This window comes from Dongia rigui, assembly GCF_034044635.1.
In the GTDB taxonomy this organism is placed as follows: domain Bacteria; phylum Pseudomonadota; class Alphaproteobacteria; order Dongiales; family Dongiaceae; genus Dongia; species Dongia rigui.
In genome coordinates this window covers 176,230-202,045 of record NZ_JAXCLX010000004.1, presented here as the reverse complement: position 1 = coordinate 202,045, position 25,816 = coordinate 176,230, and the positions used below count along the sequence as shown (strand labels likewise).

Here is a 25,816-nt window from a genome sequence, read left to right as displayed (position 1 = left end):
CCGGTTACCTAATTGCCGCTGGTACCGAAATCGACCGTCGGCACTTCTTGCTTGGCCGGATCGACCTGCAATTGCTGCATTGGTTCGCGATCGGCATAGAGCAGGCTTTTCCATACGACACCTGGAAATGTCTTCAGCTCCGTGTTGTAGATGCGCACCGCCTCGATGTAGTCCTTGCGCGCGACGGCAATCCTGTTTTCGGTGCCTTCAAGCTGCGCCTGCAGGGTCTGGAAACCCTCCGTTGCTTTAAGGTTTGGATACTGCTCAGCCACGACCATCAGCCGGGACAGGGCCGACGTCAGGGCACCTTGATTGGCCTCAAACGCCCGCATCGCCTCTGGGTTCGTCAGCAAATCCGCTGGCAATTGCATGGAGCCGACTTTGGCCCGCGCCTGGACCACGGCCTCAAGGGTCGATTTCTCGAAATCCGCCGCGCCTTTGACCGTCGCGACAAGGTTTGGCACCAGTTCTGCGCGGCGCTGATACTGGTTGAGGACCTGCGCCCAAGCGGCATGGGCACTCTCTTCATGAGTCGGAATTTTGTTGATGCCAGCGAACCCCCAGATCAACAGAACCGCAAGGAGGCCGAGGAAACCTAGGCCGACAAAGCGCATCACATCTTCTCCAATCGCCAGTTCAGGCTTTCCAATGCGGGGGGATTGTCCGCGCGTAATATGGCAGGGCCTCGATGCGCCCGAGCCATGCCTGGACCTTTTCCGGCATCGCCGCCCGCGCTACGCCGAAGCCCGCTGCTCGTTCTTCGGCACGTTGCGCCATTCTCACATAGGGATAGGCGGCATAGTCAGCCAGCCCCAGCTCCCCGGCGAGGTAACTGCCGGTGAGGCACTTTGCCAGGCGATCCAACTCCTCCAACATCTGCTTCTTGGCTGCGGCCGACTTGTCGGGATCACGTTCGGCCGGCGTCAGGTATACCGCCTGCTCCACCAGTTCATTGCTGGCCGCAGCGAGATAATTGTCGGCCTCATTCACCATACGACGAACCGTCGCCCGCGCCTTGATGTCCTTGGGCAGAAGCGGTCGGTCCGGATAGCGCTCCTCGATATACTCGATGATGGCCGAAGACTCCCAAAGGGCGAAACCGTCATCCAGAATGGCCGGCACGCGGCCACGCGGGTTGATCGCCAGGAAAGCCGGCGTCTTTGTATCGTCGTTATCGAAGCTCAGGCGCTTCGCCTCAAAGGGGATGCCCTTGTGTTCCAACGCCAGCCACACCTTCCAGGCATAGGGCGAGCCGGATCCGAAATAGAACGTCAGTGACATGGCGGGTGATCCCCCATTCGCAGGTTACCGTTTGGCCGCAAGGATAGTGGTCCCTGCGGGTCCGGACTACTGCTTTTATCAAACTGCCGTCGCGCAGCGGCAAGTCGCCTCAGATCAGCATTTTGCCATCGTTACCGGGGCGGCCGCCGGGAATGACGGCGACCATCAGGCGCTGCACCTGCTCGCCCTTGCCAAGCGGTAGAATGATCGTCTCCTCGGAGAACGAAGCCTTATCGAACGCGCCGCGCTTTCGATAGGCATAGGGTCGTCGACCGTCAATCACCCTGTCATAGGTTGCGGCCACGAAATCGCAATATTCCGGCAAGCCGAGTTGGTCGAGGTATTTCCCCGTATAGTCCATTCCCGACAACGACGCCAAAATGGAGCCGTCGAGGCGAAAGAAATAGCGCCGCGGTGCCGTCTCGATATCGACCAAGGTGACATAACCAAGGATGAATTTGAACTCGAGCGGCTCGATGTCAGCGGGACTGGGCATAAGGCGCCCCAGGCATTTCTGTTGCCAATAGGCCAGCAGGCGGATCAGGCGCTGGTCCTGCAACGTGTCAATGCAGCTGTCTGGAATGCCCGTCATGGCACTGTCGACGCCCATTCCCGCGGTCTTTCCGTTACCGGGCCATTTTGTGACAGCGGTTGCAGCGGGAGTTGCAAGAGATAGAACACCGACACGGGCGACATATCGCTGACAATGAAACTGAACTCGGCCTCTTCACCGGGTGCCACCTCGATGCCGCTGAAGCCCAACGTATCCTCCGGCTCGTCAAAGCGCTGGATCTTCGGGAAACTGCTCTTCGTGTAGTGCAGTCCGATATATGAGTTCTGGCCAAAGCTGAGGCCGTCGCCATAGGGGGAATGGCGTGTCGTCACTTCGCGGAGCTCCATCTGGTAGTTGCGCCAGACATGCCCGGTGTCGTTGATGACGACCTTCTTCATCGCAAAGGCAGCGACGTGCTGAGAGCCGATGCGATTGCCAAAATCGCGCCCAAAATTTCGGATCGTCAGCGTGATCGCACGGTTGCCGGTTACGCGCTCGACGACGGTAATCGGATCATCCAGCGTGCCCGAACCACTGACGGCGACGAGGTCGAAACCGCCGAGTTCGTCGGAAAAGATGAGGCCTTGATGTGCGATCGGTGCAGCAGGGGTTGCCGCCGGCAGACCGAGCAGCAGAACAAGGAGGCCCGCAAGGCCCAGGAGAGGCAGCCGGACGCGATGCATCCCACCATTATGGCGGCTAGGCGCGCTCCGGCAAGTCCTCTTCCAGGCCGGTCAGATTGTGGCCAACCGTGCCATTGCCTGGGCCAGCTTGTCCCGGGTTTGCTCGATTTCGGCGAGGCGCAGGCGCTGCTCCTCGACAACTTCCGGATCGGCCTTGGCGACAAACTGCTCGTTACCCAGCTTGCGGGCGATCTTGTCGGCTTCGCCAGCGGCCTTGTCGAGGTCCTTCTTCAGGCGGGCGCGCTCCTTTTCCACGTCGATCACGCCAGCCAATGGCAGCAGGATCGTCGCCTCATCGAGAACGATTTGCGCGGCCCCCTTTGGCCCCTCGCCTGCCAGGTATTCGACGCGGTCAATGCGGGCGAGGCGGCGGATCAGATCGCCATAGGCGGCGATGCGCCCCTGGGTCTGGCTTGCTGCATCGCGCAACAGGATCTGCACCTGGGCCGCCGGCGGCACGTTCATCTCGGCACGCAGGGTCCGAATCTCGGAGACGAGGCGGATCACCCAATCAAGATCGGCACCGGCTTGCGCGTCGAGAGACAATTTGGAGAAATCCGGCCACGGCTCGCCGATCAGCAGGCTGGTATTGGCTTCGCCCAGCTGCGGCCACAACTCCTCGGTGATGAACGGCATGAACGGGTGCAGCAGATGCAGTAACTGCCCCAGCACCCAGGCGGTGCAGGCACGCGTCTCGGCCTTCAGCCGCTCATCATCACCCTGGATGATCGGCTTGGTGAATTCGACATACCAATCGCAGAATTCATTCCAGATGCAGCGATAGAGCGCACCGGCTGCATCGTTGTAGCGGTATTGCGCCATCGCCTGGTCGATCGCCTGGGCACAGGCTGCAAGCCGCCCGATCATCCAGCGATTGACCGCGGCCGAAACCTTGGCCGGATCAAAAGACGGGTCTGCCTTGCACTCGTTCATGAGGCAGAAGCGCGTCGCATTCCACAATTTGGTTGCGAAGTTGCGGTAACCTTCGACCCGCTGTTCCGACATCTTGATGTCACGGCCCTGGGCGGCGAGAGCCGTCAAGGTGAAGCGCAACGCATCGCAGCCGTATTTATCGATGATGTCCAGCGGGTCGATGACATTGCCTTTCGACTTCGACATCTTCTGCCCGTGCTCGTCGCGCACGAGGGCATGGATATAGACCGTCTTGAACGGTACATCGCCCATGAAATGGATGCCCATCATCATCATGCGAGCGACCCAGAAGAAGATGATGTCGAAGCCCGTGACCAGCACGTCACCCGGGTAATATCGCTTCAGCTCCGGTGTTTGCGCCGGCCAACCCAGAGTGGAAAACGGCCACAGCGCCGATGAAAACCACGTGTCAAGAACATCCGGATCACGTGTCAGCTCGACGTCCTTGCCGTAATGCTTGAATGCAGCGCCTTTGGCTTCGGGCTCGTCGAGCGCAACGAACACTTCGCCGTCCGGGCCGAACCACGCAGGGATTTGGTGGCCCCACCACAGCTGGCGCGAAATGCACCACGGCTGGATGTTGCGCATCCATTCAAAATAGGTGTTCTCCCATTGCTTCGGCACAAAGACGGTCTTCCCCGTCTCGACCGCCTTGATCGCCGGCTGCGCCAGCGCGTGCGCGTCGCAGTACCACTGGTCGGTCAACCAGGGCTCGATGACAACATTGGAGCGGTCGCCATAGGGCAGCATCAAGGTGTGGTCATCGATCTTCTCGACAAGGTCGAGGGCTGTCAGGTCTTCGAGCACCACTTCGCGGGCCTTGAACCGATCAAGTCCCTGATACTTTGCCGGCACGTTCTCATTGAGCTTCGCGTCGCGGTCGAAGATGTTGATCATTTCCAGATTGTGACGCCGGCCCACTTCAAAGTCGTTGAAGTCGTGCGCTGGCGTGATCTTCACCGCGCCCGATCCGGTTTCTGGATCCGCATGCTCGTCGGCGACCACGGGTATCAGCCGGTCGCTGAGCGGCAGATTCAGATACTTGCCGATCAGGTCCTTGTAGCGATCGTCCTCGGCGTTCACCGCCACGGCGGTATCGCCCAGCATGGTTTCCGGACGCGTCGTAGCCACGACCAGGAAGCGGCCGGGTTGCCCATCCACCGGATAGCGCAGATGCCACAGCTTGCCCTTGGTCTCTTTCTGCACGACTTCAAGATCGGAAATCGCGGTATGGAGTTTGGGATCCCAGTTCACCAGCCGCTTGTCGCGATAGATGAGACCCTGTCGATAGAGGTCGACGAACACTTTGCGGACGGCGTCGTTCAGCCCCTCGTCCATCGTGAAGCGTTCGCGTGGCCAGTCCGGCGACGCCCCGAGACGGCGCAGCTGGCGCGTGATCGTGCCGCCGGACTCACCTTTCCATTCCCAGACCTTTTCCAGGAACTTCTCGCGCCCAAGATCGGTGCGCTTAATGCCTTTTTCACCGAGTTGGCGTTCGACCACCATCTGCGTCGCGATGCCGGCGTGGTCGGTTCCGGGCTGCCACAAGGCGTCCCGCCCCTTCATCCGCTGGTAGCGGATCAGGATGTCCTGCAGCGTAAAGGTAAGGGCGTGGCCCATGTGCAAGCTGCCGGTCACGTTAGGTGGCGGCATCATGATCGTATAGGGCGCCTTGTTGGACGTCGCATGGGCAGCAAAGGCCCCGGACTTTTCCCAGGCATCGTAATGCTTCTTCTCAACCTCGGCGGGTTGGAACGTCTTTTCCAGCATCGCTGGGACAACCTCTAAAATGGCAGTATTGGGGCGTTGGCGGGAGTTATAACGATCCACACGCCCCAGTCAAACGGCCGAAAAACCGCGTTTGGATCTGAAAATGGGCCGGAAGTGAGCGAATTCAGCTCAACTCGGCCTTGCGCGACAGTCGCTCGACTTCACGCCGCACCAGTCGCTCGACAATCTCCTGGAGATGCTCGTCGAGCCAATCCTTCAGCATCGGCTCAATCGCCTGCCGAACCAGCGTTTCGACCAGCAAACCATCGATCGAGGCGTGGCGCGACGTGCTGAGTTGCGGCTTCTTTGCGACCAGTTGTGCCATGGTGGCAGCACTTGCTGCGGCGACAACAGGCGACACCAGATCCCCCTCCAATGGCGCATCAGCAGCACCGGCAGGGGCCACGGCAATCGGCTCAACGGGCTCGCCGTCATCCATCGCGGCATCTGACATCTCCGCCGCAGGCGGCGGCGCAACATCAAGCTCAATATCAGCCGAAGCGTCTTCCGGAAGCGCTGCCTCCGGTTCGGGCAAGGCTTCAGGCTCGGGCAGCGGCTCGGGTTCTGGCTCTGGATCGGGTTCTGGCGGAGCCGGCGGCGCAGGCGCCGGAGCTGCTGCCAGGGGCGGTGCGGGTGGCGGTGCGGGTGGCGGTGGCGCCGGAACCGGCTCGGGCTCTTCCTGCAGTTCGACCACATTGCTGTCGCCGACCACCATGTCGGTCAGTACCAACGCGTCATCATCATCCGCATCGGCGTCTTCAGCCGCATGGCCATTGACCGCCGGCGCCGCAGGTTCTTCCTTCGGCTCGCCGTCTTCGGAGATGATTCGCCGGATGGAGGCGAGAATTTCCTCCATCGACGGTTCTTGATTGCCCTTGGCGTCCGACATTCACCAATCCCTGACCGGGTCACTCTCGCCCGGCACCGCATTTAGGACTGCATAGAAGCAATCGCCATGCCGAACCGAGTCGCCCCAGCTATGCCGGCTATCCTAACGTCTTTATTGGTATTTCTCAAGAAATGGGAAACCGCGTATCCAGTTCCACTAGATATGGCGATGGTGGCCGGGGCAAAACGCCCCGGCCGTTCCATTATTCGACCGACGGACCCGTGCCGATGAACTTGTTTCGAACGTCGTCGTAATGCTTTTGCGGGTCATAGACGCTGACATCCAAGGCCAAATTCTTGGCCGTCAAACGGCCAACTGAGGCCAGCACCTGGTAACGCGCCACGACCAAGTTGGTCTGGGCCTGCACCAGGCTGACTTTGGCGTTGAGCGCTTCAAGTTCAGCGTCAAGGACGTCGAGCACAGTGCGAGCACCAACCTGCTGCTCCTGCTTCACGCCGTCCAGCGCCACTTCGGTCGCACGGACCTGTTCTTTGAACGAGTCGATCTGGGCCACAGCGGTTTCATACGTGCGCCACGCGTCGACCGCACCCTGCTCACCCGCGCGGACCGCTTCGTCGATCTTGCGGCGGCTTTGCTGATAGAGCTGCTTTGATTGCCGGACACGCGCATCGGGAGCGCCGGCTTGATAGAGTGGCACCCGCAAAACACCGAGGACCTGCCCTACATCCTGCGACTGCTCGGGTGAGCTTTGCTCTTCGCTGCGCGTCCATGAGCCTTCGATCGATACCGTCGGCAGCAACTCGGAAAAGGCGACGTCGATGTCGTCCTTGGCAGCATCCGCCTGATACTTGGCGGCAACGACGGCCGGTGAGTTGATCGACTGGGCCACAGCCTCGTCCTTGTTGGCCGGAATGTCGAGCTGGCCTTCCGGCATCTTCAGGTCGGTCGGCTCTTCGCCAATGACCTGACGATAGATGGCGATGGAGGCCGTCAGATTGCCTGCGGCCGCGATGCGGTCTGCGATGGCGCCCTGCAGGCGTGATTCTGCCTGTGCAACGTCGGTTCGGGTGACTTCGCCAGCATCGAAACGGTCGCGTGTCGCCTGCAATTGCTGGCCGATGACGCTTTCGTTGTTCTTGTTGAGCTCCAAGACCGCCCGGTCGCGGACGACCTGCATGTATGCCTGAACCGCCTGCAGCAAAACCTGCTGTTCAGAATTTTCGAGACTTGCCCGCCCAGAAAGAACCCGGTTTTCCGCGGCCGACGTCGAAGATACCGTCTCGAAGCCGTTGAAGACGGGCTGCGAAACCGTCACGTTGAATTCGCGGGAGTTGAGATTTTGATCGAGCAGCAATGGCGTGTTCTGTTCGATCCAGGTCTTGCCGCCTTGGGCCTGCCCCACGACCGTGGGACGCCAGCCACTCAGCGCTTCCGGCACCCTTTCATCCGTCGCGCGCAACTGGGCCCGTGCCGATTCCAGTGTCGGGTTGCTGGCATAGGCTTGCGCCAGGGCCTCATTCAGGTCCACCGCCAAAGCCGGCGTCGCGAAAACGCCACACAGCATGACCGCAAATATCGCTGTCGCCGTATTTCCAGGATTGCGCCGCTGCATGATCCTCAACCGTCCCTTCCCGTTCACTCTTTCAAATCACGAATATCAATAGCGCGGCATGCCGGGCTCGATTTCGCGAGCCCATGCGTCAATGCCGCCAGCAAGATTCAGCGCCTTGTCGAAGCCATTCTGGCGCAACCACATGGTAGCACGGTAGCTCCGCGTGCCGTGGTGGCAGATCATCACCATTGTCTTGTCCGTGCTCAGTTCGCTTGCGCGCTGCTGCAAGTCGCCAAGCGGGATCGAGCGGCTGTCGGATATGCGGCAGATGTCCACTTCCCAGGGTTCGCGAACGTCAATCAGTTGGATGTCGGCATCCGCTGCAATCATGTCGCGCAAACCTGCAGCTTCAATCTCGATGCCGTTCCCCTGCCCCATCGGATCGGAGATCAAAAAGTGAAGGCCGGGGCCGGCTCGAAGCCAGGCAGAAGGGGCGTATTGGCATCGAACAGGATGCGCGTACCCACCGTCCCGGCAGCGCCGCGGGTCACGAGCACAGCGCGCCCGCTGGTGACATTGTTGTCGCGCAGGACCGTGGCCAGCTTGCCTTCCTGCTTCAATTGTTCGAGCAGACGGGCCGGCACTTCAGCAACGGCGCCTTCGATCAGAATGGCGGCATAGGGGCCGCCCTGGGCGTAGCCTTCCTGGAGCGGGCCGGCGACGAGGGTTGCATCGGCGCGGCCATGGCTGAGCGCCGCACGGGCCGCAGCGCCCAGGGCGCTATCGCTTTCAAGCGCTGTCACGGTTGCACCCAGACGCGCCAGCAACGCCGCGCTGTAGCCGCCGGCGGCCCCAACCACCAACACGCGGTCGCCAGGTTGGACGTGCAGGCTTTGGATCAGACGCGCGAGAACCATGGGTTCCATGAGATAGCGGCCATTGCCAACGGGCAGGTCGTCATCGAGATAGGCCCGGGCCTCCAGCGCCGACGGCACAAAGCGCTCGCGCGGGATGTCGACAAGCGCCTCGATCAGACGCTCATCCGTCACCTTGTTGGTGCGGATCTGACCGTCCACCATGAAACGCCGTGCCGCCGCATAATCTTTCGCTGCGCTGGTCGTCGTTGCTGCCGTCGCCATCGTCATACCCCTTGGTCATCCTCAATCGCCGCAGCCAGGGTCGCTGGATTCGACCGTCTGCAGGCGTCACCCGGCCCACGAGTCATGGGGCCGATCATAGGGTCGGTTTATAGCCGCATTGCCGCATTGCGACAAGCAGCCGTACCCCAAACCGGCCGCTTCCGATCCAGGGATAATAGCCCCATTGACCCCGATTCATGCCGAAAAAACAGAGACATGAGGGATTCAATTTTACCGCTTCCGGCGTCGTTCACACCCTTGACCCTGCCCCATGACAGGCTCTATACGTGCGCTCGCCTTTTGGTGCGTCGAAACTGTCCGCACCCGCAGGCCCGGTGGCAGAGTGGCCATGCAGAGGACTGCAAATCCTCGTACGTCGGTTCGATTCCGGCCCGGGCCTCCAAAACGCCCTTTCCAGCCAGTGATTTTGCGATCGGTGTCCGATCCGCGGCCCCGTTGAAGCCGTGGGGCCGACAAGCAAAAGGCCCCGCAACTTTCGCTGCGGGGCCTTTTTTTTAGCCTAACTGAAGCCAGCCGTTACTCGGCGTAGTTGACTTCGTCCGGGGTCGCTTCGACCGGCATCTGGGCGCCGACATACTGCACCAGTTCACCCTGGGCAGCGACGATACGATAACCGGCAAAGGTCTCGAACGACCGGGCCGAAATCAGATCGTCCTTCGACAGGAACAGGTCGTTGGCGGCGTCGAGCAGATCGAGCAGGCCGCGCTGGCCGATATCGAACTGCTGCTGGTAGACGTCCTTGGTCTGCTGGTTGGCATCGACCTGCTTTTCCAGGTTGGCGATGCTTTCCTGCTGCGTCTGGCGATCAGCCCAGGAGACGCGGACGTCTTCCTCGACTTCGCGCTCACGCTGGCGAAGCTGCTCGAGCTGCTCGTTGATGTGCTCCTTGAATTCCTTGGAGCGCGCAACGTCAGCACCACCCTTGTAGAGGTTGTACTGGATGTTGAGGAGCGCAGCGGCGTTGTAGGTGTTGTCTTCGCGGCCATTGGCGTGCTGCGAGGTATTGCCGGTCAGCTGCAATTCGACCTGCGGCCAGAAAGCGGCATCTTCGACGTCAAGTTCGGACTGGGCGACCTGGATGTCGTGCTTCTCGAGCAGCACCTTCGGATTCACCTGCAGACCGCGCGCGACAGACTGCTCGACATCGGCCGGGATCGGCATGTCGGCGGCAGTGGTCACCGGCTCCAAATCACCGGCCGGCTGGCCAACGACGCGCTGGAAAGTGGCTTGCGAGTTGCGCAGGTCACCCTGGATCTGGATGAGGCTGGAACGAGCGGTCGCGAGACGGGCTTCCGCCTGGCGGACGTCGGCGATGTTGCCGCCGCCGAGTTCGGCACGCTTCTGCACGAGGCCGAGAATTTCTTCGTGAGCGCGGACGTTTTCTTCCGCGTTGGTCACGCGTTCAGTGTGACGCAGCACGTCGAGGTAAACTTGAACGGCGTCCAGCGACTGCACCTGGGCTTCGTCCTGGATACGCTCAGCCTGCGAGCGGATGCGGCCCTTCTGGCGCTCAACTTCGCTGTCGATGCGGCCACCGTCGAAAATCGGCTGCTGCAAGCTGACCTGAGCGTTCTGCGTGAAGAGCACGCGGCCATGATCATGCGGCCCCTGGTTCAGCGTCGCGTCCGGATGGTCCACGCCGCCGTTCTCAGAGAATTCCGGGCCCATGTTGAATTCGGCATCGATCTGCGGGAGATACGCACCGCGCGCCTGGCGGAGTTCATGGTCGATCGAGCGGCGGTTCTTGACCTGCTCGCCAACGGTCGGGTTTGTCGTCACGACAAGCTGGATCGCGTCTTTGAGCGACATCGCTTGCGCGCCATTGACACCAATGCCGAAGGCCGTACCAACAACGGCGCCAAGCAGCAGCGCCTTCGTGATGCGCGTCCGCGTAACTTCAATCATGCTCGCTACCCCCAAAGCTGGTCCCGGTCTTCATTGACACCGTCGATTCGGCGCCGGGATGACAACAAGTTTACTCGTTAATCATATTTTAAGGCAATTCCACTCGACCGTTTTTACCTGATTTAGGCACTTGATGCAGCAACTTTTTCTTACCTTTCCGTCATGGCTTGCTCGCGCGCCTTTAGGATTGGTTTCAACAAATACTCTAGGACAGTTTTCTTGCCGGTGAGGATGTCCACTGAGGCGGTCATACCCGGAATAATAGGCAGATCCTGGCCTTCCTTGCCGACGAGAGAGTTCTTGGTAGTACGTAGACGCACCCGAAAATACAACTCTTTCTTTTCATTCTCGATGGCGTCGGCGCTGATGTCCTCCACCGTGCCGTCGAGCCCGCCATAGATCGAAAAGTCATAGGCCGTGATCTTAACCTTTGCCGGCTGCCCGGGCGCGATGAACCCGCGGTCTTGGGGCCGGATATTGGCTTCAATGAGAAGATTGTCCTCAATCGGGACGATTTCCATGATGTCCTGGGCCGGCTGGATGACGCCGCCAATGGTGCGAATCTTGATGTCCTTCACAGTTCCCTTCACGGGAGACAGGACTTCCGTCCGGCGGACCTTCGCACCGGCGTCTTTCATCGATTCCGTGACTGTCGACAGGTCCGTCTGGTGCTTGGCGATCTCCTGTGCGGCCTGCGCGCGGTAGGTCTGGACCGCTTCCATCCCCTTTGACTGGGCCGCCTGCAGGGCTGCCATGGCCGCGGGGCGCTCGGCCTGGGCGTTTTCGATGTCGGCCTGGAACTGCTGGACCTGCTGCTGGCCCTCCAGCACCTCGTTCTCGCCGGCGCCGCCGGCGGCCCGCAGCTTGATGAGGTTGTCGAGGCGCTTCTGCGCCGTGCCGATCAGGCTGCGGGCGGATTTGATCTTGGTGTCGATGGCGCGCACTTCCTGCTGGCGCTGTGCCACTTCGTCGTTGAGCGTCGCCTGCTGCGACCGGAGCTGGGCCGCGCGCACGGTGAACTGCCCCTTTTCGGCTGCCACCTTGTCCGGGTACTTCTCGACCAGATCCTTCGGGAACTTGATATCGTCCGCCGACTTCACGCCGTCGATTTCGGCCTGCAGCCGAGCGATCGCCGCGGTCGCAATGTAAAAGCGCTGTGTCAATTCAGCCAGGCTCGCCACCGCCGTGTCGTTGCGGATGATGAGGATCGGCTGCCCCTTCTCCACCGTCTGGCCGTCGCGGACTTTCATGTCCTCGAGAATGCCGCCGTCGAGACTCTGGATCACCTGGGTCTGGCTGGACGGCACCACCTTGGCCTCGCCGCGCGTGATGACGTCGAGGACCGCATAGTTCGACCAGACGAGAAACACCGCGCCGACGATGAAGATCGCCAGCAGAAGCAGGTGGCTGAAGAGACGCGTGCCTTCCTTTTCGGAAGTAGCCGGATCAATCCATAGGTCCTTATTGGTAATCGACATTTGCGTCAGCCTTCATTGGCGCGGATGCGCCCCTTCATAAGTGCATCGAGCACGCCGGCCTTCGGGCCATCCGCCACGACCTTGCCGCGATCGAGGACGATCAGGCGATCGACCAGGGTCAGCATGGAATTGCGGTGGGTCACCAGCAACATGGTCTTCCCATGGGCGATCTCGCCAAGGCGTGCCTTGAAGGCGTTCTCGGTCGAATTGTCCATCGAACTGGTTGGTTCATCGAGCAGCAGGATCGGCGGGTTGAGCAGCATCGCGCGCGCCACGGCCACCGACTGGCGCTGGCCGCCGGAGAGATAGCGGCCGTTTTCACCGACCGGCATGTCGTAGCCGGAGGGGTGCTGGCGCACGAACTGGTCGACACCCGCAAGCGTTGCGGCACGAATGACGGAGTCTTCGTCCACATAAGGCGCGCCAAGGGTGATGTTGTCCTTGACCGAGCCGAAGAAGAGATGCGGGTCCTGCAGCACGCAGCCGACGCTTTGGCGCAGATCCGTTGGGTCGAGCTGCCGGATATCGACGCCGTCAACCAGCACGGCACCCTCGGTCGGCTCGAACAGCCCCAGCACCAGGCGCTCGATGGTGGTCTTTCCGGACCCGATGCGGCCGACGATGCCGACGCGTTCGCCTGGCTGGATGCGGAAGGAGATGCCGTCGAGGGCCGGAACCTGCGCGTTCGGGTACTTGAACTGCACGTTGCGGAATTCGATGGCGCCTTCGATGATCGGGCGCCGCAGGAAGGTCTTGCCATGCGGCCGCTCGACGGGCAGCGCCATCATGCGGTTGAGGCCTTTGAGCGACGTCCAGGATTGGTGGAAGCGCACGATCAGGCCGGCGATCTGCCCCAGCGGTGACATGGCCCGGCTGGTCAGCATCGATGCAGCGACCATTGCACCGGTCGTCAGTGCCGGCGTGTTGGAGGCCGGGTCGTGGGTGAAGATCTTGTAGCAGCCGACGATGATGACACCGGCAAAAGCGAGGTTCGACGACATCATCACGAAGTTGACGGCGATGGTCGACCAGAAGCGCGAGGTCTTGGCCGATTCCGACGAGGCCGCGACATAACCGTCCCAGTCGCGCTGCAACTGGCCTTCGGCGGAGCTTGCCTTGATCATGTCGAGGCCGTTGATGGCTTCGACCAGGGTCGCATGCTTCTGGGCGCTTTCGCGATAGGAACGCTCGACGGCGCGCTTCATCGGGATCTGCACCAGCACACTGACCGCGATCACCAGCGGGATCAGCACCGCAGGCACGATGGCGACTTCACCGGCGATGACCCAGACGATGATCAGGAAGATGAAGACAAACGGCAGGTCGATGATGGCCGACAGCGTTGCCGAGGTGAAGAAATCGCGCAAGGATTCATAGGATTGGATGTTGCTGGCGAAGGCGCCGGCCGATTGCGGGCCGGATGCCATGCGGATCGACAGCATCTGCTGGAACAGCGCGGATGATACCTTCCGGTCCAGCGACTTGCCGGCCATGTCGAGGAAATAGGCGCGCAAGGTTCGCAGCACGAAGTCGAAGAAGAAGACCAGCAGCACACCGGCCGCCAGCATCAGCAGCGTTTCTTCCGCCTTGTTGGGCACGACGCGGTCGTAAACCTGCATCGAGAAAAGCGATGTGCCGATGGTGAAGAAATTGATCAGCAACGCCGCGACGACGACCTCGAGATAGACCGGCGTATAGCGCATGACATTGGCCCAGAACCAGTTGCGGCCCTTGGCTTCGGTCATGTCCGCCGAGCGGTTGTCGAGGCGGATCTTCGGGCGCACCACCAGCATCTGGCCGGTATAGAGCTCCAGCAGATTGGCAAGCGGGATGGAATGCGAACCGTCCATCGTGTCCGGCGTCGCCACCTCGACACTGCCGTTCTTCGGCACCGAGAGCATGACGCAGGCCTTGCGGTCTTTGAGCAGCAGCACCGCCGGCAATGTCATGCCGTCGACCTTGTCGAGCTTCTTCCTGACCTTGTTGGCGGCGAGGCCGACGCGGTCGGCCGCCCGCAGGAAAAGGTCGGGCGTGAGGCCCTCATCCGAGATCGGCAGGCCGTGCGAAATGGCGGCCGGCGAGCGCGGATTGGAGAAAATGCGGGTCAGGATGACGAGGCAGGAGAGCAGCGGGTCCTCGCGCATGCTGGGACCGGAATACTCGGCCGGCGCCCCGGCGGGTGTTGCCGTCGCAATGGGATTGGCACCCATCTTGAAGCCAGCAGGCAGCGCGCCGGGCGGTATGGCACCTGGGGGTACGGCACCGGAAGGCGCGGCCGCGGGCGGAACCGCGCCTGCGGGATTGGCGCCGGTCGAGGCGGCACTCGGTGGCACAGCACTGGGCTGAACGGCCGGCTTGCCGCCTGCCGCAGCTGCGGCCTGGGCACCGGTCGCAGCAGCCGGGGCTCCCGCAACGGTTGAACTTGGCTTGGCCGCGGGCGGCTGGCCCGGCGCGGGGTTCGGTGTCGGCGCAGGATTTGCCGGCTTCACACCAGAAACCGAAGTTGAGGAAGAAGTACCAGGGGCGGGCGCGCCGGGCTGGCCGGCGGTTGGGCTCGATGACATCAGCTGAAGTCCAATTCTTTCAGGCCGTTCGGCGCGCCTTTTACCATATTTCTGGGCGCGCGTAAGGCCGTGCTATGTGACCCTCGGCACGTATCGGACAAAAAAGAACGGAGGCTGCACCGGGATGTGACGGGGCATGCTGCGGCGCACCAAAGCGTGCATTTCCGGCAACCCCACGGCCCGGCCAGGCCTCCGCTCTCCCCTTCCCACAAACATGCTCGGACAAGAGCTTAGGCGGATTTGGTTAACCGGAGGTTTCAGGACCCCCTAACAAGCCACCCAAATCGCTCAAGAAGCCAGGACAAAGAAAAAGGGCGGGACCCGAAGGCCCCGCCCCTTAACAAGGTCTGACCCGCAGGTTACGCGACGGTCAGATTGTTCGCGATCAACACGTAAGCGTCTTCTTGGATGCCGCCCTGACCGCTTCCGTCATGGACGAAGACGCGATAGCCGCTGGGCTCGTTATTGATCTGGTTGGTGATCTCAGACCAGCCACCGCCATCGAGTTGCACGACGTCACCGTTGTTTCCTTCAATCTTGATCGCATCCTTGGCATCCCAGTTGTCCCCGCCGCTATTTGGGGTGGGATTGAAGCTGCCAGTACCGAAGTCGATCACATCCTGAGCGCTCAGCACCAGCGTTTGGTTGCCGCCGCCCGTCATCCGGACGGTTTCAATGCCATCAATCTGGTTGGCATTTATGGCAGAGGTGAGATCCACCGAGCCAGCGCCGAGCCCGGAGATGTCAAGCACGTCACCCAGGTTGCTGCCGGACAGGTCGTTGCTGGTGTTCGAACCACCATCCACGTCGTGCCCGGTGTGCCAGACGATGACATCATTACCGGCCCCACCGTTGACGATATCGGTGCCGATGCCGCCATCCAGCGTATCGTTGCCGTCACCACCGTTCAGCGTGTCGTTGCCGGCATCACCGAAGAGCGTGTCGTTGCCCGTACCGCCTTCGATGAAGTCATTGTCGGCATCGCCGTGGATCGTGTCGTTGCCACCCTGACCATAGATGTAGTCATTGCCGGCACCGCCATTGATCGTGTCATCGCCACCCACGGTGCCTTCACCCGCATAGGAGTGATTGCCAGTCGTGAGGTTGGCGTAGATGTCGGCGTATTTTGCCGCATCCGTCGTCAGACCCGGATGGTCGAGCAGATACTGAGCCCAACCCGCATCGGCGCTGCCGGCGAAGATGCTGTCGCCGAGGATGGCGTCATTGCCGGCATCGCCATTGATCAGATCGTTGCCGACCGGAGCAACCGTGGTCGAGGTCGAACCACCAACCAAGGCAGCGGTCAGCTGATCGGCGCTGGTGATGGTGATCGGCTGACCGTAATTGTCGGTCACCGAGCCGCCTTGCACGTTGGTCTGGACAGTCCCGTTCTGCAGACTGGTGTTATCGAAGTAGCGCAGAATGTTGAGGTCCGCACCGTTGCCAATACCAATGCCGTGCAACTGGATCCCGCTGTTGGCCGCCATGATGTTGTTCACGGCATTCAGCGCCGGCTGGATTTCAGCCAGGTCGGTGTTGGCATCACCGTCACCGTTGTTGGCGTTGTTATAGGCGGTCGGTACTCCATCGGTCATGAAGTAAGCCAGCTTCTCATAGCTGCCATACGACACGGCTTGGCTGGTGAAGAACGCATTCGTCTTGATGAACGCATCTTCGTAGTTGGTGTAAAGGCCGTTCTGACCGGCCTCAAGATTGTCGATCGCATTGAGCAGCTGCTGCAAGTTGTTGCCCTGGCCGAGATTGTTAAGGGTGATCTCGGTCGTGGCATTGTTGCCGAAGGCGATCAGCGTGACGTTAATCAACCCGTTGAAGCCGTTGAGGCTGTTCGCGAAGTTGGTTACCGCGTTCTTCAACAGCGTCATCTTGCCGTTATCGGACATGCTGTTCGACACGTCGCAGATGAGTGCGATCGAATAGTTCTTGCCCGGCGTCACGACGGTGGTCTTGCCGCCGACGTCGCCGATGAGAACATCGTTGCCGCTGCCACCGACAATGTCGCCATTGTGGTTGCCCGGGGTGTTGTCGATACGATGGTCGGGCTGGCTGCCCGTCTTGCCATCGTTCGTGTTCTCTCCAACGACGATGTAGTTCTGGATCGGCTGATCCTTCGTGGTCATCGTCAAGGTACCGCTCGCCTGGTCCTTGTCGTGGTCCTGCATGGTGTAGGAGACGTTGAAGCTGCCGGCCGCACCCGAGGTCTGGGTGTAGCTGTAGTTGCCGTTCGCATCCATGCTGAAGGTGCCGGTCGGGATCGTGTGCGAGGCGCCGTCGGCGGCGTAGTTCTGGCCGTTGACGGTGTAGCTCACCACGGTACCCGGCGTATCGGCGCCGACATGGTCGTTCGTTAGGACATTGCCGGTCTCCGCCACACCGAAGGTGGTGACAGTGTCGGTGTCGTTGACCACCACGGGCACGTCGTCATCGACGCTGATCTTGATCGAGCCCTGGACGGAGTCATTGTCACCGTCCTTCACCCCGTACTTGAGCGTGAAATCGACGTTGTTCTCGTTGTCGCCATCCGGGTGGTCGATCTTGGCCAGCTGCGTCACGGTATAGGCGCCGCTGGTGGTGTCGGTGAGGACGATCTGCAGCACGGCAACGCCACCCTGCGAAATCGTGACCTTCGTGCCGCCATCAGTGACGGATGCCGAGAAGCCAGCGGGCACCAAAACGTCACTGAACAAGGTCGTGCCCGCACCATCGGCACCGTAATTGTGGGCCAAGACCCCGGTCAGGTTCGCCTGGGCATCGTCACCCGTGCCGGCAGCAAAGGCATTGTTGCCGTTGGTGAAGTTGTCCTCGTCAACCATGACATCGGCATTGGCTGAAACCGTCGGTGCATCATCCATAAAGTGAATAATGAAGGCGCCCGCTGTGGCGCTGGCTTTATCGCCATCGCCGTCGGTGACAGTCGCCGTCAACGCAACCAGGCCCGTAAAGGTCTGGAATTCGTTCTGCGTCGACGGGTCGGTATGGACGACGGCGCGCTGTTGATCGAACGTGACAATCGAGCCATTGAGGCCGAGCACGAAGACGACATCGCCGCCCGCGGTCTTGCCGACAATGTTGCTACCGTCGTTGTAAAGAAGAACGGCGGAATTGGTGAGCGTATCGGTCAGGCCCGATGGCGTGCCGTCGACAACTGGCTTCCCGCTGGTGTCCGTGAGGCTGTAGGCGATCGTTCCGCCATCTGCACCCAATTTGGTCGTGAACACGGAGGTTATATCCAACGGAACCGAATCGATGGCAAGGAACGTTTCATCAACAGCCCCCGAGATGGAGGTAATTCCCGTGCTCACGGTTGGCGCATCATCGTCGATGCCGATGGTGAGGGTATGCGACGCCGCACCGCCTTCACCCGTCGCCGTGACCGTCACCGGCAGGCTGACGTTGTCTTCGAACGACGTCTCTGTCGCCGGGGTTGACGGGTCGTCATGACCCGAATGCTTCACCGGCCCCAGCAGCGTCACCTGATACTCCGCCGTCGCCGCATTCGTGACGACGATATCGATGATCTTCGTGCTGCCCTGGGCATTGGGCACACCGTCCCAAATGACCACATGGCTGGTGCCGTTGCCTTCGACGTTGGCAGTCGTTGGCGTGCTGCCGTCGAGGAACTTCAACGACGCCAGCTGCGCATTGGTGAAGGTGAACGTGATCGTGCCGGGAGCGCCGTTCCAGTTGAAACCGTTACCCAGCGTATTGCGGAAGATCGCTTCGCTGGCCGGGTTCGGCTGACCGCCATTCACATGGCCGCCAACGTCATCACCATTGCCCTGGGCCGTGGTGGTGTTCGGGTTGGCGCCCTTGCCCGTAATGCCGTCTTCATCGACGAGCGCATTCTCGTCTTCGAACGAGGGCGGCGGGGCGTTCTTCAGGTCGACCTTGAACGAGGCCGTGTCGCTGTCCTTATCCGCGTCTTCAACCTTGTAGGAGAAGGTCAGATCCGGCAGGGCCGAGCTCTTGAACTGGGTGAAGTTCCAGGTGCCGTCGGCATTGATGTGCAGCTTGCCCATCGCGTTGGCGGCACCGCCCTGAACCTGGCCCTGATCGTTCAGGTAGATGTCTTTGCCGGCGCCGACATTGTCGTAATTGCCGCTTTCGCCACCCAACTTGATGCCGACCACTTTGCCCGGCTGATCCGCGCCAACGAGGTCGTTGGTCAGGACGTTGCCGCCATCGGTCAGCGTGTTGAGGGCCGAGATGGTCAGCTTGCCATCGTCGGTCGCCTGTACCTGGTCATCGTCGACCAGGAAGTGGACGGTGACCGAGGTCTTGTCGTTATCGTTGTCGGTGAGCACGACCGGAATGTCGAACTTCACTTCGCCTTCGATATTGCCGTCGCCGCTGTTGGTGTTCTGGCTGGTGCTGTCCTGCATCAAGGGCTGGAACAGCTCGAACTCGACCGTGTTGCCCACGATCTTGATCGTGAACACCTTATGGGCGTCGTCCGGGATGCCGTCGGCATAGCCGAAGACCGTCTTGCCGCCATCGGAGGAGACCATGGCGATCGGCGCGCCATCCGAACGACGCAGGCCACTGCCATTGTCGCCATGAATGTTGATGTTCAGCACGTCGATGCTGAGGCTGCCGCCATCGGCACCCGGCGAGACGTTGAGATTGGCGATCGACTTCACGCCACCGACGGAGTCGTCGGTTTCCGAACCCTGGTCCTTGTTGCCTTTCGGCAGCCAGTCTTCGTCGACATAGCCATAGTCGTTGCCGTGGGTCTTCGTACCCTGGCTGCCTTCGGGATTCTGGTTGGTGTAGCTGCTGAAGGACAGAGTCGGGGTGTCGTCATCGATCTTGACGTTGATGTTGCCAGTGACGCTGTCGCCGTCGTTATCGGTGACCTTCACCTTGAACTGCAGATCGATGTCGTTCTCGTTGTTGCCGTTCGGATGATCGAGCGGCTTCAGCAAGGTGACGGTGTAGGTGCCGTCGTTGTTGACCTTCACGGTGAGGGCCGGGTCGGCAAGGTTGCCGGTATGGCCGATCAGCGTGTCACCAACCTGGGTGAACTGCAGGACCGGACCGTCGCCGGTCAGGCGCGGGGCCTGTCCGTTGAGCGACAATTCGATCTTGCCCGGACCATCGGTGCCGAAGTCGATGCTGAGGTCGCCATTGGCCACCTTGAGGCTGGGCGAAACGTCGCCGGTGCCGTTCGGGTTGCCGCCGGCAAGCGCATCTTCATCGAGCGTGACGCTGCTCGAATTGTCGATCGAGGGACCGTCATCATAGAAGACGACCTTGCTGCCGATATTGGCCGACTTGGTCGCGAAGTCTTCGTCGCCGTCCATCGCCGCCACGGTGACGACCAACGCGCTGTCGTTGAGGCCCTGGCCTTCGTCGTTGCTGCCGGTGTTGCCGTGATAGATCGGCTTGTACTGGGCAACCTCGAGCTCGCCATTCTGGTCGATCGTGATCGCAAAGACCGCCTTGCCGGCATCGACACCAGCGGCCACGCGGCCGACGACGACATCGCCTTCGGTCGTCAGAACGATGTTCTGAACGAAGCCATTGGCGTCCTTGTAATCAAGGCCCGAGTCAGCGTTCGGCCCAGAGGCACTGACGCTGAAGATAAGGTTCTGACCCTTGCCATCGGCGCCGTAATCGACATCGACGTTGACGACCGAATCGCCGTCCTTGGCGTATTCGATGATCGGGCCGGCGTTCGACACGTTCACCAGTGCCTGGGGCGCGGTGAAGTTGTTCTGGTCGTCGCGCTGGTTGCCAGCGGACTCGTCGATATCGACGGTGCCGTGATAGTCGGTGCTGAGGCACATAATGGGCCCGTCATCGACCACCTTCACGGTCAGGCCGCCATTGGCCGTCGTGCCATCGCCGTCCTTCACCGTGTAGCTGAAGCCCAGCTCTTGCAGGATGTCGCCGATATTGACCGTGGATTCGACGCCGTCGCGGTTGTCGAAGCCGTCATCCTCGGTGTCGTCATGGATGAAGTTCTGCTTCAGCGTGAAGTTGTATTCACCGGTAATATGGTCGACGGTGATCTTGAATTCCGGAACGTCGATGATCCACAGGCCATTGACGAGGGTCGCCGCAACGCCAGCAAGGGGACCGCTGGTCAGCGCGAAGGCCGTGATCTCACCCGGGCCGTCACCGTTATAGGAGAAGTTCAGGAAGCCATGGGCGAACTCGCTGTTCGCATTGGCATCCGTGCCGTCCTTGGCCGAACCGCTCTGGTCCAGGCCCTTTTCGAACACGGTCGCGCAGGCGTTCGAGGTCTCCGGCGCGCTGTCATCGACGCAGATGTCGATGCAGGTTTTGATCGCGTCGTGATCCTTGTCCTGGATCTTCACTTCGAACGGCAGGTTGGTCATGCCGCCGTCATTGTCGAGCGGACCATACTGCGTGAAGGTGTAGGTCGCCGTGTGAACGCCATTCGAGACGCTGGCATTCGGGTCCAGCACCAGGCTGAACACCGGCAGATCGCCATCGTCAAAGCCGTTGCCGTCTGTATCGACATAACCCGAGATCGTGGTCTTGCCGGTGCCGGCATCATAGACTTCGTTGAGCACGACCGGCTTGCCGCCCTGGGTCATCTCACCGCCGGTGAAGGCGATGTCGACGCCCCCCGGCGCCACCGAACCGTCATCGGCGCCGAACGTGTATTTGAACTCGCCGCTGATCAGATGGGTCGGCTTAATTTCCAGGCTGATGTTCTGGACATAATAGTCGCTGTCATCGCTGAAGCCGCCGCCCGGACCCGAGGTGCCCGGCAGTGCGGTGAAGCGCAGTTCGTCGAAGCCGCCCGAGACGGTCGGGATGGCGAGGCCGAACTGGCCGTTGAGATTGTTGGCCGTGAAGTCGCCCTCGGCAACCTTCACGCCATCCTTCCACGCTTCCCAATGGCCCTGTTCGTTGCCGACATTGCCTTCATTGGAATAGAAGCGCGAGAGCTCGACCGTGGCCGAGAGGGCCAGCTGCGGGCAGGCATCGGTGCCGATCTTGACGATCAGCGTTTCCGAGGCACCCAGGCCGCCATTGGCCGTGTGGTCATAGTTGATTTCGTCGAAACGGCCACCGCTGCCGCCGTCTTCGCCGCTGACGACGCCATAGCCGACGCCGTTCTGTGAGAAGAGCGAGTCATCAGGCTGGGTGTTGCCGTTCTCGTCCTTGACGGAGATTTCGACATGGAGCCAGCCCGGCGCCTGCTGGCCCGGTGCCAGGGTGACCATGCAGGTCTCTTCCGAGAGGCAGCCTTCGTCCTGCTCAGCAACGGCGCGCGAAACGTCGGTCTGGCAGACCGGGCATTCGCCATTCTCGATCGACGTGGTGTGCGGCGGGCAGATCAGCTTGGGCGCATCGTCGTCGACCAGGAACTGCAGGGTCGCCGGCTTGATGTCGCCATCGGCATCCGTGACCTTGACGCCGATCTGGATGAGGATGTCGTCCTCATAACGGTTCGTGCCGTCATCAGCTGTATCGCCGTCGTTCGTCGCCGTGCCGTCATTGTCCTTGTGGAACAACGCCTGCTGCAGATCGAAGCTGAACGCACCGGTATCCTTATTGAGGACAACGGTGAAGACATCGGCCGCCGGATTGCCGGCAACGCCCTTCAGCGTCTCGCCGACCCAGACCAGCGTGACGGCATCGCCATTCGCGGTCTTCCAATCGGTGGCTACAGCCGGACCGCCATTGGTCAGGCCGGGCACGTTGAAGCTGAAGCCGCCCGGGCCGTCGGCCCCGAATTCGGCGATGATCTGGCCGGTCACATGCGTGCCGCCCTTGCCGTCGCCATTGTTGCCGGTGCCGAACGGCGCATTCTGGTTGTCCGGGCTGGTATCATGATCCTGATTGCCCGGAACGCTGTTGCTCGGCGTGGTCAGATAGTCTTCGTCGACATAGCCCTTGTCGTGGCGGAAGGTGCCTTCGCTGCAGTATTCGATCTTGCAGATCGTGGGGCCGTCATCCTGCACGATGACCTGCAGCGGCGCGTCCACATGGTCGCCGTCGTAATCGGTGCCGCGGAAGTTGACGTCGACGCCGGTCTCGGAACCTTTCGTGAAGATCTGCAGCGACGGGGTCGAGTCATCCGAATTGGTCGGATCCGGCTGGTTGATCTGATGAATCTGCACCAAAGCGAGGTCGCCGCTCTCCGGATTGACGTGCAGCACGAACACTTCGACGCGTTGCGCATCCTCTCCTTGGCCGACATACGCATAGCCAATAATCGTGTTGGCATCGGTCTGTTCAGCCAAGACGCCATAGACGATGCCGTTTTCGGTGATGGTCCAGTTGGTCAGACCACCGTTCAGCGGTGCGTCGGCCGAACCGATATAGAGCTGGAACGCCTGCGCGTTGGTGTTGCCGTCGCCGGTAAAGACGGTATGCCCGGCTTCCGGGTTGCCCAAGGCCTTGCCGTCGGCACCGAAGGAGACGGTGAGCTTCGAATGCGCGATGCCAAGGATGGAGGTGTCTGCAGGCAATCCAGCGCCGGCCAGCGATTCAGCCTTCAGCGTGCCATAACCGTCCCAAGGATTGGGATCGTAGTTCTGATCCACGTCATCTTCCGGCTGCGCTTCCTGGTCGGAATCCGGGTCGTTCCACTGCTGGCCACCCGACTGCACGCCATCGGTTTCGTCATGCACGATGTCCGTGTCGCTCGGGTGAATTTCGGTCGGGACCCAAGCCCAGGTACCGCCTTCGCCTTCACCTGTATGAACCCACTGATAGCAACCGGTCGAGCCCAACGAGGGCGTATCGTCGACATCCTGGAACACAAGCGCATCGGCGGGGACGGGGGTCACCGAACCATCGGAATCCACCACGAAGAACGGCACACCGATATCGAGAATGTCCGAGATGTCGCCGGCCGCGTCCGGCGTACCGGGGACGTTATCGATCACGCCATAGATCGTGAAGTCGACGTCAAAATTGTCACTGCTGTTGAATTCACGCATCGCGATCGTGAAGACGATGACCGCCGACGCTTCTTCACCGTCACCATTCAGGTAATAGGCGACCAGCGTCTCGCCATAGCTGTTGTCGACGGTCGGATCCGGATCGGTATCCGGCTTGCCTGGCAGGACAATGTAATGGAGCTCATTGCTGTGCGACGTCAGGTTCATCGCCTGAAGCTGGTCGATGATCGGCGTGCTGCCGCCATTGACGAAGCTGAGATGACCCGGCGCATCGGCAAAGAAATTGACCGACACGACCGCGGTAACGGTGGTCGGCTCGCGGTCCTGGTCGACGCCATCGACATCATCTGACAGGCCCGGAATCTTCGAACCGTCTTCGTGATCGCCGGTGTCGAACGGATCATTGCCGACGCCCTGGGGGTAACCATACCAGGACGGCGTGCTGCCGAGCTGGTCATAGAGGTCGTTCACGACATGCGAGGGATAGGGCTCGAGAGCCTTGGCAGCGAACGACGAGTCGTTGCCTTCAGCGCCACCCAGATCATCTTCATTGACCGCATTCGGCTTGGTGATGTTGATGACCAGGGGCGAGGTGTCTTCCTCATCGGCTTCGATGATCTCGACGTTCTGGCGCTGGATGAGGTTGTAGTTGAGCGCGGTCGGATCGAGGCCACCCACCGCATTGAGGCCGTCGATGCCGGCATTGGGGTCGAACGGGGCAAAGAGGCCGCCGTTGTTGTCGGCGCCGGTACCCTGGTCGCCGGCACCCGGGCCAGCGGCCGTCTGGATGTCGAGATTGGGATCGGTCGAAGCGAGCACCGCGGCGACGTCAACCGCCTTGCCATCATTGCCGATGACCGAAATTTCGCCCTGGCCGGTCGCATCGGCATAGCCGACGAGGATGACCGTGATGTCGCCAACCTTCACCGCCAGGTTGCCGTTGTCGCCGAGGCGCGCCACCAGGCCATCGGTCGGGAACGGCAATTCCACCGTCTCACCCGGGGTCACCTGAATGCGGACGACATTCTCGCCCTGCGGCACCTGCACCTGCACCGGCGTACCGGATTGGGTGAGTTGCACGTGCTCCACATCACCTTCGTGGATCGCCGAGGCGGTGTTGACGTCGGTGTGATTGGTGGTGGTGTCGGTGGCCATAGCTCGCTCCAATCGGTCGTTAACCATGAGGAGGGATGGCGGAAGATTATTCCTTTATCGCGGAATAGTTCCGCATCCCCTGACTGATGGAGTGACAATAGGAGCGTCCAAGGCCAGGCTCAACGCTCGCTCTTGGCCGATCTATATACGATCGTGTGAGCGAAAATGTTTTTTGGGAAAATTTGGAATAAAATCGATTTGTAAACGCACGGAATTGTCACGACTTGCAATCTGCAAGCGGTGGTTGCGCCCCGCCAGGGCCGGGCACAATCACCAAAAAATCAAGCGATTTCAATCATCAGTACATAGGCCAGGTCACCCTCTGCCCGACGCAGAATCGGACAGATGTTGGCCTTGGCCATAATCAACCTACCCGGGCGGAGACAGACGATCCGCGCCGGGTAAACTTGGTTTCTACCCTGCGCAAATTGCTCGACAATTTGTCCCAGAGGTAACGAAGATTTAACCTGGAAATATTGGTCGAGGGGCTTACCAACAAGAGCGGATTCGCCGAGGCCCAGCCACTTTTGCGCAGCCGCATTGGCCTTCAGCATGACGCTCTGACCATTGGCCACGAAGGCGGGAACAGGGCAGGCGTCGGCGATCAGCGAGGCGGAAACGCCCTGCCCCGACATGGATTGCTGACGGACGCGGTCCTCGAGATCGGAAATCTGCTGTTTGAGTTCGGCAAGGCATTGCGCGCGGACTGTCGCCGAGAAGTTGCCTTCATGATTCGTCGCCGTTGAAAGCTCGTCGACCAGCTGGTTGAGGCGCACCCGGCGCCGCGCGGCGGCCTGTTCCAGCGCCGCCCAAGACGCTTGGTCAAGCTTCAGCGAGTATCGCCTGCCCCGGTATTGCACCACGCGATGGACGAGTTTCGGATCGGGCAGCGCTTTTGCCAAAGCTGCCGCTGATTCACGTTGCAACTCCATTCGTCGTAACCCCTTACTTACTGACGATTCGGGCTGTGACCAAGCTGTGGCACGCGGTAAAATTGAAAACTTCAGCGCGGCCAGCTTCCCCGCC

Annotated in this window: 14 protein-coding genes and 1 tRNA gene; 1 reads left to right on the top strand and 14 read right to left on the bottom strand. The window is 60.9% G+C overall.

Translation table 11 applies throughout. The annotated features are described in order from the left end of the window. Positions 1–8: 8 nt before the first annotated feature. From SMD31_RS19750 to SMD31_RS19710, 9 genes are all read right to left on the bottom strand, one after another. Positions 9–614: a LemA family protein gene (locus tag SMD31_RS19750; RefSeq protein WP_320502659.1), complete on the bottom strand. Its 606-nt coding sequence runs from the start codon at positions 612–614 to the stop codon at positions 9–11. Positions 615–636: 22 nt separating this feature from the next. Then, positions 637–1,281, bottom strand: coding sequence for a glutathione S-transferase family protein (locus tag SMD31_RS19745; RefSeq protein WP_320502658.1), 645 nt, complete (start codon positions 1,279–1,281; stop codon positions 637–639). Positions 1,282–1,390: 109 nt separating this feature from the next. Further along, positions 1,391–1,891: a PAS domain-containing protein gene (locus SMD31_RS19740; protein ID WP_320502657.1), complete on the bottom strand. Its 501-nt coding sequence runs from the start codon at positions 1,889–1,891 to the stop codon at positions 1,391–1,393. After that, positions 1,870–2,517 (bottom strand): hypothetical protein, encoded by a 648-nt coding sequence (locus SMD31_RS19735; RefSeq protein ID WP_320502656.1) that lies wholly within the window; start codon positions 2,515–2,517, stop codon positions 1,870–1,872. The genes SMD31_RS19740 and SMD31_RS19735 overlap by 22 nt, the downstream gene beginning before the upstream one ends. A 51-nt stretch (positions 2,518–2,568) precedes the next feature. Beyond that, positions 2,569–5,220: a valine--tRNA ligase gene (locus tag SMD31_RS19730; protein ID WP_320502655.1), complete on the bottom strand. Its 2,652-nt coding sequence runs from the start codon at positions 5,218–5,220 to the stop codon at positions 2,569–2,571. Between the two features lie 124 nt (positions 5,221–5,344). After that, positions 5,345–6,109 (bottom strand): DUF2497 domain-containing protein, encoded by a 765-nt coding sequence (locus tag SMD31_RS19725; RefSeq protein WP_320502654.1) that lies wholly within the window; start codon positions 6,107–6,109, stop codon positions 5,345–5,347. 202 nt (positions 6,110–6,311) lie between these two features. Further along, complete coding sequence (locus SMD31_RS19720) at positions 6,312–7,682, bottom strand: TolC family outer membrane protein (RefSeq protein WP_320502653.1); 1,371 nt, start codon at positions 7,680–7,682, stop codon at positions 6,312–6,314. 45 nt (positions 7,683–7,727) lie between these two features. After that, entirely contained in the window at positions 7,728–8,075 is a 348-nt protein-coding gene (locus SMD31_RS19715) for a rhodanese-like domain-containing protein (protein WP_320502652.1), read from the bottom strand. Further along, positions 8,072–8,767 carry a protein-L-isoaspartate O-methyltransferase family protein gene (locus SMD31_RS19710; protein ID WP_320502651.1) on the bottom strand — a complete coding sequence of 232 codons (696 nt, stop codon included), beginning with the start codon at positions 8,765–8,767 and terminating at the stop codon, positions 8,072–8,074. Before SMD31_RS19710 ends, SMD31_RS19715 begins: the two co-directional genes overlap by 4 nt. 323 nt (positions 8,768–9,090) lie before the next feature. Between SMD31_RS19710 and SMD31_RS19705 the strand changes: the two genes are divergently transcribed. Then, a tRNA-Cys gene (locus SMD31_RS19705) sits at positions 9,091–9,164 on the top strand. Between the two features lie 134 nt (positions 9,165–9,298). On the opposite strand, the gene SMD31_RS19700 is transcribed toward SMD31_RS19705, so the two are convergent. The 5 genes from SMD31_RS19700 to SMD31_RS19680 all read right to left on the bottom strand — a co-directional run bounded on the left by SMD31_RS19700 (position 9,299) and on the right by SMD31_RS19680 (position 25,722). Beyond that, on the bottom strand, positions 9,299–10,687 hold the full coding sequence (locus tag SMD31_RS19700) for a TolC family outer membrane protein (RefSeq protein WP_320502650.1): 1,389 nt from the start codon (positions 10,685–10,687) through the stop codon (positions 9,299–9,301). A 149-nt stretch (positions 10,688–10,836) separates the two neighbouring features. Continuing rightward, a complete protein-coding gene (locus SMD31_RS19695) occupies positions 10,837–12,165 on the bottom strand; it encodes an HlyD family type I secretion periplasmic adaptor subunit (protein ID WP_320502649.1) in 1,329 nt (442 codons plus the stop codon). Between the two features lie 5 nt (positions 12,166–12,170). Beyond that, complete coding sequence (locus tag SMD31_RS19690) at positions 12,171–14,654, bottom strand: type I secretion system permease/ATPase (RefSeq protein WP_320502648.1); 2,484 nt, start codon at positions 14,652–14,654, stop codon at positions 12,171–12,173. A 434-nt stretch (positions 14,655–15,088) separates the two neighbouring features. Next, the gene (locus SMD31_RS19685) at positions 15,089–24,790 is read right to left on the bottom strand and encodes a DUF5801 repeats-in-toxin domain-containing protein (protein ID WP_320502647.1); all 9,702 of its coding nucleotides are present in this window, start codon (positions 24,788–24,790) and stop codon (positions 15,089–15,091) included. Between the two features lie 281 nt (positions 24,791–25,071). After that, positions 25,072–25,722, bottom strand: coding sequence for a ribbon-helix-helix domain-containing protein (locus tag SMD31_RS19680; protein ID WP_320502646.1), 651 nt, complete (start codon positions 25,720–25,722; stop codon positions 25,072–25,074). Positions 25,723–25,816 lie beyond the last annotated feature (94 nt).

Coding starts and splice junctions, on each gene's coding strand:
- SMD31_RS19740 (WP_320502657.1), bottom strand. CDS start 1,891: ATGGGCGTCGACAGTGCCATGACGGGCATTCCAGACAGCTGCATTGAC.
- SMD31_RS19695 (WP_320502649.1), bottom strand. CDS start 12,165: ATGTCGATTACCAATAAGGACCTATGGATTGATCCGGCTACTTCCGAA.
- SMD31_RS19680 (WP_320502646.1), bottom strand. CDS start 25,722: ATGGAGTTGCAACGTGAATCAGCGGCAGCTTTGGCAAAAGCGCTGCCC.
- SMD31_RS19710 (WP_320502651.1), bottom strand. CDS start 8,767: ATGACGATGGCGACGGCAGCAACGACGACCAGCGCAGCGAAAGATTAT.
- SMD31_RS19750 (WP_320502659.1), bottom strand. CDS start 614: ATGCGCTTTGTCGGCCTAGGTTTCCTCGGCCTCCTTGCGGTTCTGTTG.
- SMD31_RS19725 (WP_320502654.1), bottom strand. CDS start 6,109: ATGTCGGACGCCAAGGGCAATCAAGAACCGTCGATGGAGGAAATTCTC.
- SMD31_RS19685 (WP_320502647.1), bottom strand. CDS start 24,790: ATGGCCACCGACACCACCACCAATCACACCGACGTCAACACCGCCTCG.
- SMD31_RS19745 (WP_320502658.1), bottom strand. CDS start 1,281: ATGTCACTGACGTTCTATTTCGGATCCGGCTCGCCCTATGCCTGGAAG.
- SMD31_RS19700 (WP_320502650.1), bottom strand. CDS start 10,687: ATGATTGAAGTTACGCGGACGCGCATCACGAAGGCGCTGCTGCTTGGC.
- SMD31_RS19735 (WP_320502656.1), bottom strand. CDS start 2,517: ATGCATCGCGTCCGGCTGCCTCTCCTGGGCCTTGCGGGCCTCCTTGTT.
- SMD31_RS19730 (WP_320502655.1), bottom strand. CDS start 5,220: ATGCTGGAAAAGACGTTCCAACCCGCCGAGGTTGAGAAGAAGCATTAC.
- SMD31_RS19720 (WP_320502653.1), bottom strand. CDS start 7,682: ATGCAGCGGCGCAATCCTGGAAATACGGCGACAGCGATATTTGCGGTC.